Origin of the sequence: Clostridium sp. 19966, assembly GCF_032335695.1 — a bacterium.
GTDB lineage: Bacteria > Bacillota > Clostridia > Clostridiales > Clostridiaceae > JACTOJ01.
This window is the reverse complement of sequence record NZ_JACTOJ010000002.1, coordinates 306,728-322,424: the sequence shown is the minus strand read 5'-3', so window position 1 is coordinate 322,424 and position 15,697 is coordinate 306,728. Positions and strand designations below refer to the sequence as shown.

Genomic DNA, 15,697 nt, shown 5'->3' with positions numbered 1-15,697 from the left:
CTAGGGGGACAATTATGAGACAATATAATGTATTAGTAGCAGATGATGATATTAATATAGCAGAAGCTATTGAGATATACCTTAGAAATGAAGGGATTAATGTTATAAAAGCAAAAGATGGAATAGAAGCTCTTATGGCTGTGGAAGAAAGGGAAATTCATCTTATAATAATGGATATAATGATGCCTAGAATGGACGGCATAAAGGCCACCTTTAAAATCAGGGAAAATAAAAATATACCTATAATAATGCTGTCGGCAAAATCAGAGGATACTGATAAAATAATTGGACTTAATATGGGAGCGGATGATTATGTTACAAAGCCTTTCAATCCTCTAGAGTTAGTAGCTAGAGTAAAATCCCAGCTTAGAAGATATGTAGATTTTGGCAGCTATAATAATAATGATGAAATAGTTGTAAGAAATTTGACGTTAAATAAGGCTACTAAGGCGGTTTACATAAATGGAGAAGAAATTAATCTTACCTCTATTGAATATAGAATATTAGAATTATTGATGAATAATAAGGGAAGAGTTTTTTCTAGCTCAGAAATATATAAAAAGGTATGGAATGAAGAGTTTTTTAAAGGAGAAAATACAGTGGCAGTACACATAAGAAGAATCAGAGAAAAAATAGAGATAAATCCCAAAGAACCTGAATACTTAAAGGTGGTGTGGGGAATTGGATACAAAATTGAAAAGTAAGTTTTTAAAAGGTGTATTATGTATTGTAACTTTATATATTTTTGCATTTTCTATACTATGCATATCAGATTTTGTTAAGAATAAAAAATACTTAAGTGATAAACCTTATTTCAAAAGTGAAAGTTATGTTTACAATTTAGAGAATTATTTTAGTAATTTGAGATATGTTATGACAGAATATAACGACTACGACACTAAAACGGATGATGAAAAAATAAGCAATGATGATATGCAAAGGATTATTCAGCAGGCCAATGATGATACTGCTAAAAAAAGGGAACAAATTGATAATAAATATATGGATGAAATGGTTAAGGCCGAAAAGAGCAATGATGTTAAACAAATAGAGCTATTAATTAAGGAAAAAGAAAGTGATATTAATAGTCTTGAAAAAAGCTCTCAACAGGAATTAAGTGAAAAGAAAAAAGATATAGTAGCCATGAAAGACAATGACTATAAAAATATAAAAAATAGCATAAGCTCAGCAGATTATATAAAATATTATATAAAAGACACTAAAAATGATAAAGTTTATACTAATATTGAGGATAGTTTTTCAGTTAATTATTATCAAAATAAAGCTATTCATATAGAAAGCTTTGGTACATCTAGTTCTAAAGATGTTGATTTAAACTATATAGATTATTGGTTTAATTCAAATGGCTTTCAAGGAAAGTTTATGTACTTGGCTCCCACAAAAAACAATCAGTATTTTAGGGATTATAATTATTATAATTCTATAAACAATAGAATAAAGGAAGAGGCTGTATTATTTATTGTTTTTTTATCAGCAGGATTAGTGGCTACATTAGTAATAAGTAAATTAAAAATACATTATTATTGCAAAGATAAGCTTAAAATTTTGTATAAAAAGATTCCCTTGGATATAAGAGCAATAATGCTTTTAATTATTTTTAGCTTCATGAGAATTTTTTTGTCAGGGAGAAGTTTTTTTTATGTGCCTTTTAATGTAGGGCATATTTATACTATTACCGTGGTAGCTGTTTTCGTGGCATATATGCTGTTTAATGCAGATTACATCAGAACATTTATTGTGAATAAAGAAAGTTTAAAAAAAGAAATTCAGGGCAGCAATATAGTAACATTCTCTAAGCTTATCATGCATTGCATGAGTTATAAAAAAATACTAGTTAAGGTCGGTCTGGTGATTTTTTCTTCAATTATTTTTGGGATGCTTTTAGCGGAATTACCTAAAGTTTCTGCGAAGGGGGCAGGAATACTTATTTGTATAATTTTATCTATATATGTAAGTATAGTACCAATATATATGCTCAAAAAACTTAGCGACTTTGGAAAAATAATTAAGGGAGCTTCAGAAATAAGCAATGGGAACTTGGAATATAAGATACATTATGGAGGAAAAAGTTATATAGCTAAGCTTGGAAGCGATATTACCAATATGAGAAATCAATTCAAAAAATCTCTGGAGAATGAACTTAAAAGCGAGAGACTTAAGACCGAACTTATTACTAATGTATCTCATGATTTAAGAACGCCTCTGACTTCTATAATAAATTATGTAAGCTTACTTAAAAATGATAATGTTGCCGAGGAAGAAAAGAAAGCATATATTGAAGTGCTGGATAAAAAATCTCAAAGGCTTAAGATAATTATTGAAGATCTTTTTGAAGCTTCTAAAATGTCCAGTGGATCAGTTAAATTGGAAATGGAGAAGGTTGATATTTCTGAACTCTTAAGACAGTCACTAGGAGAATTCAATGAAAAAATTGAAAAGTCAAATTTAACCTTCAGAGAAAAAATACCTGCAGAAGAGATATTTATAATATTGGATGGTAAAAAAACCTGGAGAGTGTTTCAAAATTTAATAAGTAATGCATTAAAATATTCTCAGCCTAATTCCAGGGTATATGTGGAGCTTGAAAATTTAGAGGATAGAGTTATAATAATTATCAAAAATATGGCATCCTATGAAATGAACTTCGATGTAGATGAAATCTTTGATAGATTTAAAAGAGGAGATAAAGCAAGAAGCACTGAAGGTTCAGGTCTTGGATTATCTATAGCTAAAAGCATAGTTGAGCTTGAGAATGGAAGTATGCATATCGATATAGATGGAGATTTATTTAAAGTAACAGTAGAGTTTTTTAAGAGGGGTAATTTTATTGAATAAAATACATGAATCAGCTTTAATAGATGGAGAAGAGAATATAGATTTGAAGTTTTATGAATGTGTTAAAGATCTTATAGAGCACGAAGATGTGCTTAAAATGAAAGAATTCAGGCAGCACTGTGATATTAATTGTTTTCAGCATTGCATAAACGTGGCTTATTACAGCTACAAAATATGTAAGGCGTGCAGATTGGATTATAAGTCTGCAGCTAGGGGAGCACTTTTGCATGACATGTTTTTGTATGATTGGAGGATAACTAAGCTTGAAAAAGGAAAACATGCCTTTAGGCATCCAGCCATAGCTTTAGAAAATGCTGAAAAAACATTTATGCTAAATTCGGTGGAAAAGGATATAATAAAGAAGCATATGTGGCCTTTGACAGTGGTGCCTCCTAAGTATGGAGAAGCTTTTATTATAAGCTGTGTTGACAAATATTGTGCTGTAAAAGAAATAGCACATCACTATAAGAAAAATAAAAAGGATAGAGTCTATCGCTAGCTGCGATAGACTCTGCTCTTTATCTGCTTAAAAATATAGGCTTAGTAAAGGAATATAGAGCTTTCCATACTAAAGAAATTATTATTACCTTTATTGGCAGCATGATTGAATTTGAAACAAGCCTAGTAGTAAGCAGAACATAGATAGCTTTCCCTGTAATCATATTTAGCCACAAAGTATTAAGAATAATATCAGCTGCAATAGTAACTGTTAAAACACTTAATATTATACGGGGAATAGATTTAGGCTTTTCGTATAGAAAAATTCCATATAAGGCACCGCTAATGAAAGCTGTTAACGTGAATCCAGGGAAATAAGCTCCGCTAGGATAGATCATCATTCCAAGAATATCAGATATAGCAGCAGCAGCACCTCCTAAAATTGGACCAAACATCATGGAAGCTAGAGCTAGTGGAAGAAATCCAAAACCAATTCTTACTATAGGTGTTTGAATGGATCCAAATCTAGTTAGAATGATATTCAGAGCTATAAGCAGGGATAAAAACACTAAATTTCTGGTTTTTTTCAAAAAAATACCTCCTTTTTAAATGGCAAAAAACACCACAAAAGGAGTATCACTCTCTCGTGTGGCAGCGGAATGCGATTCATGTACCGCAAATTACAAAATTTTTCGTTCAGTGGCAACTTCCCGTCCAACTGACACTTAACGCACAAGAATCTACTCTGCCATTTATTCTATTAATAAACATAGTATAAAATAATTTGCATAAAAAAACAATATCAACTAATTATTTATTCCGTATTTTTGACATTTTAATGCTACAGTTCTATGGGTAAGCCCCAAGACCTTGCCGACTTTATTATAACTTTTATATTTTTTCATAGCTATAGTAATAATTTCTTTTTCGTATTCTTCCATAGGAAGAAGTTCACCGTCTATCAGATTAATGAGACCAGGATTTTTAGGTTTTATGCTTGTTATGTACATAGGAAGGTCTAGATAAGTAATTATTTTACCATCACACATATTAACAGCTCTTTCTATAACATTTTCTAACTCTCTTATATTTCCAGGCCAATTATAGTCCTGAAGAAAATGCAGAGCGTCTTCATCTATAGCGTCTATGTCTCTATCAATTTTTTTATTTATTTTTTTTATAAAATGATCTACTAATAATGTTATGTCTTCTTTTCTATGTCTTAATGGAGGGAGAACTATAGTCATAACATTAAGTCTGTAATATAAATCTTCCCTGAATTCACCGCTTTCGATCATCTCTTCTAAATTTCTATTGGTAGCTGCTATTACTCTTGTATCTACTTTTTGGGTATCGATGCCGCCAACGGTTTCGAATTCTTTTTCCTGCAGGACTCTAAGAAGCTTAGCCTGCATAGCTTTAGGCATATCGCCTATTTCATCCAAAAAAATGGTGCCTCCATTAGCTATAGAGAATTTACCTGGTTTGCTTCTTACAGCTCCAGTGAAAGCGCCTTTCTCGTAGCCGAAAAGTTCACTCTCTAAAAGATTTTCTGGTATAGCAGCGCAGTTTACTCTTACGAAAGGTTTATCCTTTCTGTCACTGTTATTATGGATAGCTTTTGCAATAAGTTCTTTACCTGTGCCGCTTTCTCCCCTTATTAGAACAGTGGATATTGACTTTGAGGATCTGTCTGCCATAAAAAGAGCTTCTCTAAGACTTCCGCTAGAACCAATTATATCTGAGAAAGAACCGGCTAGAGGAGCATGTCTCTGAAGTTCTTCTTTATAATAGGCTAATTCTTCCTGAGATTTCTCTAACTTCTTAAGCAAGTCCTTAATTTGATTCACAGGTCTTGATACAGAAATTATACCTTTAAAAACATTATCTATAAATAAAGGCTCTACAGTGGAGAGCATATCCAAACCTTCTTTTTGATGAAGGTAATTATCAAGTTTTTCTTTTGAATTAAATACCTTAAGCCGCAATCCATTAGGAGATACATTAATTAAATCTTTACCGAGTATTTTGTGGCTTGATTTTGGAAGATTTTCCTCATAAGCGGGATTTATGTAGGTTATTTTTCTGTTTTCGTCAACGAAGCAGATGAGATCTCCAGAGGTTGAGAGAATTTTTTGAAATTTTTCGTTAAGTTCCTTCATACCAACTAATTCAGATATGTCCTGGAATACTCCTACTGCACCTATGAGAGTGTCTCCAGAAAAAATAGGAGAGCGATTAACTATAACCACCTTGCCATTTATGTGTTGAATGTTTCCTATCTGCATCCTTTTTTTATCTAAAATATCAGGAAGATCTGATGTAGGTATCACCTCTAGGACATTTTTTCCTATGACTTCACTGGTTCCCTTACCTATCAAATTATATCCATAATTATTTAAGTAAACTACAGAAGAATTTGTATCTACAACTACTATACCTAGAGAAATACTTTCTAATATTTGCTCATGAGCTATCTTAGTCTGCTCGATTAAATTGTCTATAGTATTCATATTAGTATTTTTATTTTCCATAATTTCATTTATGAATTCACATAGCTCTAATACTGCTCTTTTCCCTGCAACTGTGTCTTCCAGGCAGGAGATTTCTATCATATCATTTTGTAGAATTTTTAGAGAAATAAGTGCTATAATACTTATAGTGATAGGAGAGGGATCTGTAACTTTTTTTATATATAAATTTATATCATATTTATCTTTTAAAATGTCAGATTTATGTACTATTTCTGCCGCTATTCTTAAATGTATTCCTTCTGTGGCACTTACCATTACAGTACTTTTAAACATTATTAACCTCCTGTTAAAATGTAATTGTTGATAAAATATATCAGATTGCTGATACTCGTTGATAAAATTTATCAATGTATATATTATATATTAAAGTAAAATTATATTCTACTTATAATTTAAAATTTTATTGAATATGTGGTAAGTGTTGAATTTATCTGTGTATTCTGGCTTTGACTCAAGTATATTTTTAGACTTATTATGACACAATAAACATGTTGGCATGAAATTTGCTTTATATATTTGTGAATAATAAATTGAGATAAATTCGAGGAGGATTATATTTATGATATCAAAAAATGTAACTATAACAAATAAAACTGGAATACATGCAAGACCTGCATCAATGTTCGTTCAAACTGCAAGTAAATTCAAATCTAATATAACTATAAATAAGGGAGAAAAGAAGGGCTCAGCAAAATCTCTTATAAATATATTAGCACTTAGCCTTTCAAACGGAAGTGAAGTAACAATAACAGCAGATGGAGCAGATGAAAAGGAAGCTGTAGATGCATTAGTCAAATTAGTTGAATCAAAATTTGGCGAAGAATAATATTGAGGAATGGAGGAAATAAAATGAAAAAAGGAATTCCTGCCTCAAAAGGTTATGCCATAGGAAAAGTTTTCTTAAAAGAAAACGAGGAATTGGTAATAAAAGAAAAAACTAACATAAGTGTAGAAGAAGAAAAAAGCAGATTAGAAAGTGCTATAGAAACTGCTAGAGAACAATTAAGTAAATTAAAAGAAAAAACAATTGCAGAAATAGGTGAAAGCGAAGCTCAGGTTTTCGGAAGTCATTTAATGCTTTTAGATGACCCTGGATTTACTGGAACTGCAGTATCTACAATAGAAGAAAAAAGTGTAAGCGCTGAAGCTTCTCTCAGCGAAGTAGTTGAAATGTATCTTGGGATATTTGCAGAAATGGAAGATGAGTACATGAAGGAAAGAGCTGCAGATATAAAAGATGTAGGAAACAGAATACTTAGAATATTATCAGGTAATGGCGGAGTTTCCATGGATGATTTACCTAAAAATACAGTAATAGTAGCTCACGATCTAACTCCATCAGATACTGCACAGCTTGATAAAAATAAGGTGGTAGCTTTTCTTACTAATATAGGTGGAAGAACTTCACATAGTGCTATAATGGCTAGAACACTTGAAATACCAGCTATAGTTGGTCTTGAAGATATAACGTCTAGAGTTAAAAATGGTGATGAAATAATAGTGGACAGCGTTGAAGGAGAAATTATAATCAATCCTGATGCTGAAACTTTATCTATATATGAAAAGAAAAAATCAGATTTTGAAGAAGAAAAAAATAAGCTTAAGGCTCTTATAAATAAAGAAACTGTAACTAAAGAAGGAAAGAAAGTTTTAGTAGCAGGAAATATAGGTTCCCCTAAGGATGTAGCAAAAGTATTAGAAAACGGCGGGGAAGCTGTAGGACTTTTTAGAACTGAATTCTTATACATGGATAGAGACAGCCTTCCAACAGAAGAGGAACAGTTTGAAGCATATAAATATGCTGCTGAGAATATGAAGGGAAGACCTGTAGTTATAAGAACTTTGGACATTGGCGGAGACAAGAAACTTTCATATTTGCCTTTACCAGAAGAAATGAATCCTTTCTTAGGCTATAGAGCTATAAGACTTTGCTTGGATAAGCAGGATATATTTAAAACGCAGTTAAGAGCAATTTTAAGGGCATCTGCTTTTGGAAATATTGCAGTAATGTTTCCAATGATAAGCTCCTTGGATGAATTTTTCAAAGCAAAAGATATATTGAAGTCTTGTATGGACGAGCTAACAGCTGAAGGAAAAGCGTATAACAAGGATATAGAGACAGGTATAATGGTAGAAATACCGGCAGCAGCAGTTATGGCTGATGAATTTGCAAAGCATGTTGATTTCTTTAGTATAGGAACTAATGATTTAATTCAATATACTTTGGCGGCTGATAGAATGAATGAAAATGTATCTTATTTATATAATCCTATGCATCCAGCTGTACTTAGACTTATAAAGATGACTATAGAAGCAGCTCACAAAGAAGGAAAATGGTGCGGAATGTGCGGAGAGATGGCAGGAGATGAAGAAGCAATTCCTACACTATTAGAATATGGATTAGATGAATTCTCTATGAGTGCATCTTCCATACTAAAGGCTAAGCAGATTATAATGGATAAATAAATTAAGCTTGAAATATATACCAGTGCAAATGATAGTGCACTGGTATATTTATTTTATACTTTATTCTTAGTCAAATCTATAAATGGAAATAAAAAAATATTTACCTTTATATACGATATAAGTTATACTTAACATAGATATTAATTATCATAATCACAAGCCTAGGATAGTAGATATGAAGGAGGTGGATATTCAGATGGACATGAATGTTTTACAGAGGATGGTGCAAGAACAAAAATTAATACTTACTAATGAAATGCAGCAGTCTTTGAGAATACTCCAAATGACCGCCTACGATTTAGAACAAGATATCCATAGGGAAATTGAAGAAAATCCTTTACTAGAGATAGACAACAGCAAAATAAGTGAAAATTATGAAGATGTGTATGAAAAATATTATCAAGATATTAGCCATAGCAAAAATTACGATTATGAAAGTAAAAGCTATGATAATGATTATGTAGATCCTATAAATTTTGTCGCAACGCCTAAAAGCCTTAGAGACTTCTTAAGGGAGCAGGTTTTGGATTTAAAAGAAGACGTTTCCATAAATGGAATATGTTACTATATAATAGAAAGCATTGATGATAGGGGATATTTGGGAGAGAGCGTAGAAGCAATATCTAAGTATCTTAATACAAGCATTGAAAAAGTTGAACATGCCTTACAAATAGTTCAAGGATTTCAGCCTTCTGGTATAGCTGCAAGAAACTTAGAGGAATGCTTAACTATTCAGTTGAAAAACAACGGGATAGAAAATAAATATATTTATCAGATAGCAGAAAATTATTTGCAGCAGATAGCAGAAAATAGATTAAAGGATATAGGTAAAGAGTTAGCAATAGATGTAAAGGATGTGCAGGAATACTGCAATATAATAAAGGGGCTTGAACCTAAACCGTCAAGGGGGTTTTTTACAGGCGATACTGCCAATTATGTGGTTCCTGAGGCATATATAAGACGCATAGGAGAAGAATTTCATATAATAATGAATGACAAATCCATACCGAAGCTCACTATAAATACTATTTATAGTGAAGCATTAAACGGAGATAAAAAGGATTCCATGCTTAATGATTATGTAAAGGGTAAAATAAATGGAGCTATGTATCTTATAAAAGGAATAGAAAGCAGGAGAAATACAATATATAAGATATTAGAAAAAATTGTTGAGCTTCAGAAGAATTATTTCCTAATGGGAAATAAATATTTAAAGCCAATGACTATAGCCAATATAGCGGAAAGCTTGAATATGCATGAGTCCACTATAAGCAGGGCTATTAGAGATAAGTATATAAATACAGATTATGGGACAGTGAAATTAAAGAATCTGTTTACTAATGCAATATCTGACCAATCTGAGGAGGGGATGTCATCTAATACTGTAAAGCTTCAAATTAAAAAATTAATTGATAATGAAGACAGAAGAAAACCATTGTCAGATCAAGATATTTCTGAAGAATTAGATAAATTGAAAATAAAAATTTCAAGAAGAACTGTGGCAAAATACAGAGAAGAGTTAGGAATAGGAGCTTCCAGCAAGAGAAAAGTCTTTTAGTAAGCTAGTTTTTACTATATAAAAAATAGGACTATGTAAAAACATGGTCCTACTTTTTAAATGTCCAAATTTTGTTTAAGACATAATTTATCAATACCGTTCCAACGGTGGTTATAAGCTGAGCTATGGTTTTATTAATTGTTAAGCTGCTCACAAGAAATGATAAAGCTAAGGTGCTAAAACCTAAGGAAAGTAAATTAACTAAAACAAATTTGAAAAATAATTTACTTGCAGCTTCTGTAGCATCAAACACCCAATTCTTACTCCAAACAAATCCGTTAAGCATTCCAACGAAATAACCTATTATATTAGCTAATATATAATTGACCCCAAACTTAATTAGTATATTATAAGCTATCAAGGTTATTAAAGTATTTGAAGCTCCCACTATGGCAAATTTGATAAATTGTTTGTTTTTTTTAAATAATTCTACAACCATAAATACCTCGAAAAATAAAATTTATTTATCTTAGTATATCTTATTTTTATTACATTTTGGTGTCAAGTTCATAATTTTTATAAAAAATAGTTAAATTAGTAGCTATCTACTAGACTTTTTATTTGTAATTCCTCTTCAAACTCCATAATAGAAATATCCTTAGATAATTTACTTTTTAATATTTCAATGTTTTTCATTTCATTAGCAGATAAATCAAAATAATTATCACTGAATATTCCATCCAAGGATTTAAAGTCTAATTCAACAAATTTTGCAAAAGCATCTGAAGATAGGGATATAAGAAATCTATCCTCCAATTCTTTTAGGCTGTAGGAGATTTTAGCAGGCTTAAAATTAAAATGTTTGGCAGGAACAAATAAAGTTGTTTCGGAGCTTACATTTTTATCATCAATAAATAAAGAATACTCTAAATAATGCTCTCTCATTTTTTCCTTTGAATTTAATTCTTTGGCAAAATCTAAATTTACGATTTCTTTTGAAGTAAGTTCCTCAATATGGATTGATTGTTCATGCTGACATAATATATTTGAGTGAGAATCTCTTAGCTTCCATACAACTTTTCCTGAAACTTTATTTAGAGATTCATTGCTAAGGTGCAAGGATACCTTAGTACCTTCTTCACAAGCAGACAATAAAACAGGAGAGAAGAATTTTTTAGCAGCATAGTGAAGAGCTTTCCATCTTCCGTAATAATCTATGCTTGCCCAAGAGATAACCGGCCAGCAATCATTTAACTGCCAATATATAGCTCCCATGCATCTGCCTCTATTTCTTCTCCAATGCTCTACTCCATATCTTAAACCTTCAGCTTGTATTAGCTGAGACACATATGCAAAGTTAGAGAAATCCTTTGGAAATTTAAAATACTGAGATATATAATTAACTATTATTTCAATACCTACATTTTGCTTTTCATGATTTTCCATAACATAGGAAAATAAATTTCTATCCTCAGGCAATGTGAAGCTTTCTATGGTTTTGTTACTCGGAAAAGATTGTATACCGAATTCCGACATAAATCTTGGAAATCTGTTTCTATAATCTGTGAAAGGCTTGCGGCCATGCCAGATACTCCAATCATGCATATCCCCGTAATTTTCATCATTTGGTTTATCAAAGCTTCCGGTGGATGAAGGAGAAGCCAGCCAATAGAAAGTATTTGGGTCAACAGCTTTTGATATTTCAGGCATAAGCACTTCAAATTGTTTTATATAATCTGCCTTAAATTTTAATGGATCGTTTATTCCCCAATCTACCCAAGCAGTTTCCATTTCATTATTTCCACACCATAAACCAAGTGAGGCGTGGTGGCGTATTCTTTTAGTATTTTGGATAATTTCTTCAGTTATATTTTCCTTAAATTCATCATTAAAATCATATACTGCACAGGCGAATAGGTGGTCATGCCAAATTATTAAACCATATTCATCGCAGAGGTCATAGAAATAATCCTCTGCATAATAACCGCCGCCCCAAAGACGGATGCTGTTAAAATTGGCTTCAACGCAATCTTCAATAAGTTTTTTTGTTTTAGTCTTATTACATCTTGCTATAATATTATCTTCAGGAATATAATCTGCACCCATGGCAAATATATCAACTCCGTTAACATTAAAAGCGAAGGAGCGGCCCCACTCATCCTCCTTTTGAGTGACTGTTATAGCTCTTAGACCTATTCTAAGCTTATTAGAATCTATTACATTATTTTCGTATAATAGTTCGGTTTCTAAGGTGTATAATGGATGTTCTCCAAATCCGTTTGGCCACCAAATTTCAGGATTTTCAATGCTCACATTTATATGCTCTTCGAGTTTAGAATTCTTCACAATTTTTTCTGCTTTTTCACCTTTTGGTGATATTAAAGTTATTTTAATATCTATTGGAGCCTTTAAATATTCTTTTTTCAGCACTTTAATATCTAAAGAAACTTTAGAATCCTCATGGTGCTGAGTTACATAAACTTCATCGATTCTGGAAAAATTAAAAGCAACAATGGATATATTTTTCCAAATGCCTATATCAGGTAAATTAGGACCCCAGTCCCAACCGAACATGTAGTGAGCTTTTCTTATATGCTGAAAGCCTGGAACTCCATTAGCAGAGAAAGTAGGGACTTCTTTATATTTTTCTGTGGCATATTTAAGTGGGGAGCTAAATACTATTTTTATTGTATTAGTACCTTTTCTAACACAGCTTTTTATATCAAATTCATAACTTCTAAACATGTTATCCGTTTTCGCTATAGAAATATTGTTAACAAAGATATTAGCTAAAGTGTCTAAGCCCTCGCAGAGCAAAAATAATTTTTCATATTCAAAGAAATTTTCAGTTACCTCAAAAGTTCTTTCATATTCAAAATCATATTCAGATAGTTTCATTACTGTTTCTTCATTATCTCTATAAAAAGGATCCTCAATTTTATTTAGAGCTAATAAATCACTATAAACTGAACCAGGTACGGAAGCTGAAAGCCATTCAGCTTCATCAGTTCTTTTCATTCTCCAACTGCCGTTAAGATCAAGTATTTTCATAGAAATATCCTCCTTGTATTGTAGTATTTAAACTTTTAATTCTATTGAATTTTAAATATCATTACCATATAATTATAGCAATACAATTATTTAATACTTGTCTTTAATTAACATTGTTAATGTGCTATTTTAACATTTTGTGCTGTTTTAAATCAGTGCTGGTTTTTATACTGATTTAAAACTACCTTTATATAAAGAATAATTTTTAATGAGGTGTTGGTTATGGAATTAACTAAGTATATGGCAGAAAATAATATAGGAATAGGAATACAATCTCATCATTTTACTGTGAGCTCCTTAAAGTATGCATCTCCAATGCATACTCATGATTATTTTGAGATCTTTTTTATCACGGAAGGAAAGGCAATACATAAGGTAAATGGAGAAAGGCAATATCTATCTGAAGGAAGTTTAGTATTTATGAGGCCTGAAGATGTACATTGCTATGAAAATTATGAGGAATATGATTGTAAATTTATAAATATATGTTACACAAGAGAGTGCATTTCAGAAACCTTTAAATTTATAGGAAGTGCATTTAAGCCAGAAAGATTCCTAGAAGCAAGACTGCCTTTAATAACCATATTATCCTCTTTAGAAATTGATGAAATTGTAGGAAGACTTGATAAAATTAATGCTTTAGCATTAAATGATAAAGAGTTGTTGGATATTCAAAGAAGAGGCCTTCTTGTAGATATACTTCTTAAGTTTTTTTGGCAATATAGAGATAAGAATAAAAAAGAAATGCCTGAATGGATGGAGACATTGCTTATTAATATGCAGAAATCTGAGAATTTTATATTAGGAATTACAAGGCTATATGAATTATCAGGTAAAAGTATAGGACATGTAAATAGAGTTTTTAGAAAAGTGCTTGCTTGTACTCCAGTGGAATATATTAATGATTTAAAGCTAAAACACGCAAAGCATTTATTGCTTACCACCAATATGGATGTCACCTATATAGCCTTGGAATCAGGCTTTGAGAACTTAAGCCATTTTTATCATATGTTTAAAAGAAAATATAATGTTTCACCATTAAATTTAAGAAGAGGAGCTTTTAATTCTCCTCTTAACTAAATTTATTAAGCTAATATCTTATCTTTTATAGCAGACAGCACGCCATTTTCAATATTGCTTTTAGCTATATATTTTGCATGCTTTTTTACTCCTTCTGGAGCATTCTCCATGGCATAACTATGTCCAGCTATTTTTAGCATTTCAACATCATTAAAGTAATCTCCGAAGGCCATAGTCTCCTCTGAAGATATATTGAATTTATCTAGTATATATTTAATAGCTTCACCTTTATTAGCTTTAGGATTCATTATGTCCACCCATATAGCACCTGAAATTACAACACTTAATTGGTCCTTTAAATTATTAAAATATGCAGGATAAGAGTTGGAATAAGGATCATTCATATCACAAACAGCTATTTTTATTATGTCAGCCTTAACCTGCTTTAGATTATCTACAATTTCAAGACTAGCATAATATTTTTTCATTTCTTTAATAAACTTTTCATCTTTAGCCTCTGTATATGCACAATACTTTCCGCAAAGTACAGCTTCAACTGAATCTAAGCTTCTAGATACATCTATAATTTTATTAACATTTTCTTTATCAATATAACAAGAGTACAATTCTTTATTTTTGTAAACTACTAAACTGCCGTTTTCTGCTATAAATAGTACGTCATCTTTGATGGAATCCATAGTCTTTTTTAATGTAGCATACTGCCTTCCGCTTGCTACAGCAAAAATTATGTCATTAGATTTCAGCATATTAAAGATGTGAAAAAAATCTTTTGGAAGATTACCATTTTCATCTAATAGAGTTCCATCCATATCTGAAGCAATAAGTTTAATCATAGCATCACCTTTTTCTATTTTATAAGGCTAATGTACTATAAAGAGCAATAGCTTGTCAATGTTACTATTTGTCATTCAAAAAACCTTGTTTTTTCATAGTTGGGTATACTTTTGGAAAGTAAACAAATTGATATATGCTGGAAACTTGATTGCTCCAATTAGTTGATTTGTCTCCACGCTTAGTATAATATTCTTCCATAGCCTTATCATAAGTATCTATAGCTTCTTTAACTTTTTCTTTATTGTAAGTTTCTTCGTGAGCAAAGCTTTCTAGAGGAAGTCTTGGCTTAAGAGCAGAGTTATCAGCTGGATAGCCTATTACTAGACCAGCTAAAGGAAAAGTATACTCAGGAAGTTCTAAGAGACGTATGATTTCTTCAGGATTAGTTCTCACGCCGCCTATAGGAACAATACCAAGCCCTAAAGATTCAGCGGCTACTATAGCTCCTCCCATAGCAAGACCAGCATCAAAAGTAGCAGCTAGAGTACCTTCAACGCTTTCTTGTATAACTTGTTTCTTACCTGATTTTAATGCAGCTATATTAGTTTTATAAAAGTCTGCTACAAAAATTAAAAATACTGGAGCCTGATCAATCCAAGGGTTACTTCCAGAAGCAGCGGATATTTCGCTCTTCCTTTTTTTGTCCTTAACTACTATAACTGAGATCTGCTGACCATTTATGGAATTCGGCATAGATTGAGAAGCTTTTAATATTTCATCTAATACCTCTTCAGGAATATCTTTATCTAAATAATTTCTTATTGATCTATGATTTTGTATCAATCTAATTGTATCATTCATTTTATTTCCTCCAATTATTATTTAATAATTATTATCAAATATATTATAATATATAATTTTACTTAAAGTAAATAGTTTAATGAAAAAAAGTTGAATGCAATTTAATTTTACAATATTCATATGCAGGCGAAATGATTTAAAGGAAGTGAATAGAATCGCACAATTCATGTCTATTATA

General features: G+C 31.2%; 13 protein-coding genes and 1 riboswitch. Of the genes, 7 read left to right on the top strand and 6 right to left on the bottom strand.

Annotated elements, in window-relative coordinates; translation table 11 throughout:
- Window positions 1-14 precede the first annotated feature (14 nt).
- From IAI10_RS03335 to IAI10_RS03325, 3 genes are read left to right on the top strand one after another with little or no spacing between them, the layout of a single operon-like run.
- The gene (locus IAI10_RS03335) at window positions 15-704 is read left to right on the top strand and encodes a response regulator transcription factor (RefSeq protein ID WP_315671876.1); all 690 of its coding nucleotides are present in this window, start codon (window positions 15-17) and stop codon (window positions 702-704) included.
- Entirely contained in the window at window positions 682-2,856 is a 2,175-nt protein-coding gene (locus IAI10_RS03330; RefSeq protein WP_315671875.1) for a HAMP domain-containing sensor histidine kinase, read from the top strand. Before IAI10_RS03335 ends, IAI10_RS03330 begins: the two co-directional genes overlap by 23 nt.
- Complete coding sequence (locus IAI10_RS03325; protein ID WP_315671874.1) at window positions 2,849-3,355, top strand: HDIG domain-containing metalloprotein; 507 nt, start codon at window positions 2,849-2,851, stop codon at window positions 3,353-3,355. The genes IAI10_RS03330 and IAI10_RS03325 overlap by 8 nt, the downstream gene beginning before the upstream one ends.
- Before the next feature lie 19 nt (window positions 3,356-3,374).
- On the opposite strand, the gene IAI10_RS03320 is transcribed toward IAI10_RS03325, so the two are convergent.
- Entirely contained in the window at window positions 3,375-3,884 is a 510-nt protein-coding gene (locus IAI10_RS03320) for a folate family ECF transporter S component (protein WP_315671873.1), read from the bottom strand.
- Between the two features lie 60 nt (window positions 3,885-3,944).
- Window positions 3,945-4,044, bottom strand: a riboswitch (THF riboswitch).
- 56 nt (window positions 4,045-4,100) lie between these two features.
- On the bottom strand, window positions 4,101-6,101 hold the full coding sequence (locus tag IAI10_RS03315; RefSeq protein WP_315671872.1) for a sigma 54-interacting transcriptional regulator: 2,001 nt from the start codon (window positions 6,099-6,101) through the stop codon (window positions 4,101-4,103).
- Window positions 6,102-6,387: 286 nt separating this feature from the next.
- Between IAI10_RS03315 and IAI10_RS03310 the strand changes: the two genes are divergently transcribed.
- The 3 genes from IAI10_RS03310 to rpoN all read left to right on the top strand — a co-directional run bounded on the left by IAI10_RS03310 (window position 6,388) and on the right by rpoN (window position 9,852).
- Window positions 6,388-6,654 carry an HPr family phosphocarrier protein gene (locus IAI10_RS03310; RefSeq protein ID WP_315671871.1) on the top strand — a complete coding sequence of 89 codons (267 nt, stop codon included), beginning with the start codon at window positions 6,388-6,390 and terminating at the stop codon, window positions 6,652-6,654.
- Between the two features lie 23 nt (window positions 6,655-6,677).
- A complete protein-coding gene (ptsP, locus tag IAI10_RS03305) occupies window positions 6,678-8,294 on the top strand; it encodes a phosphoenolpyruvate--protein phosphotransferase (protein ID WP_315671870.1) in 1,617 nt (538 codons plus the stop codon).
- 175 nt (window positions 8,295-8,469) lie between these two features.
- Window positions 8,470-9,852, top strand: coding sequence for an RNA polymerase factor sigma-54 (rpoN, locus tag IAI10_RS03300; RefSeq protein ID WP_315671869.1), 1,383 nt, complete (start codon window positions 8,470-8,472; stop codon window positions 9,850-9,852).
- 49 nt (window positions 9,853-9,901) lie between these two features.
- Here rpoN and IAI10_RS03295 read toward each other — a convergent pair whose 3' ends face one another.
- Entirely contained in the window at window positions 9,902-10,291 is a 390-nt protein-coding gene (locus IAI10_RS03295; RefSeq protein ID WP_315671868.1) for a GtrA family protein, read from the bottom strand.
- Window positions 10,292-10,386: 95 nt separating this feature from the next.
- Window positions 10,387-12,843 (bottom strand): glycosyl hydrolase 2 galactose-binding domain-containing protein, encoded by a 2,457-nt coding sequence (locus tag IAI10_RS03290; protein ID WP_315671867.1) that lies wholly within the window; start codon window positions 12,841-12,843, stop codon window positions 10,387-10,389.
- A gap of 222 nt (window positions 12,844-13,065) precedes the next feature.
- Here IAI10_RS03290 and IAI10_RS03285 point away from each other — a divergent pair, with 222 nt between their 5' ends.
- Window positions 13,066-13,923 carry a helix-turn-helix transcriptional regulator gene (locus IAI10_RS03285; protein WP_315671866.1) on the top strand — a complete coding sequence of 286 codons (858 nt, stop codon included), beginning with the start codon at window positions 13,066-13,068 and terminating at the stop codon, window positions 13,921-13,923.
- A gap of 5 nt (window positions 13,924-13,928) precedes the next feature.
- Here IAI10_RS03285 and IAI10_RS03280 read toward each other — a convergent pair whose 3' ends face one another.
- Together IAI10_RS03280 and IAI10_RS03275 are read right to left on the bottom strand one after the other, a co-directional pair.
- Window positions 13,929-14,717: a Cof-type HAD-IIB family hydrolase gene (locus IAI10_RS03280; protein WP_315671865.1), complete on the bottom strand. Its 789-nt coding sequence runs from the start codon at window positions 14,715-14,717 to the stop codon at window positions 13,929-13,931.
- A 64-nt stretch (window positions 14,718-14,781) separates the two neighbouring features.
- Window positions 14,782-15,519 carry an NADPH-dependent oxidoreductase gene (locus IAI10_RS03275; protein WP_315671864.1) on the bottom strand — a complete coding sequence of 246 codons (738 nt, stop codon included), beginning with the start codon at window positions 15,517-15,519 and terminating at the stop codon, window positions 14,782-14,784.
- Between the last annotated feature and the right edge of the window lie 178 nt (window positions 15,520-15,697).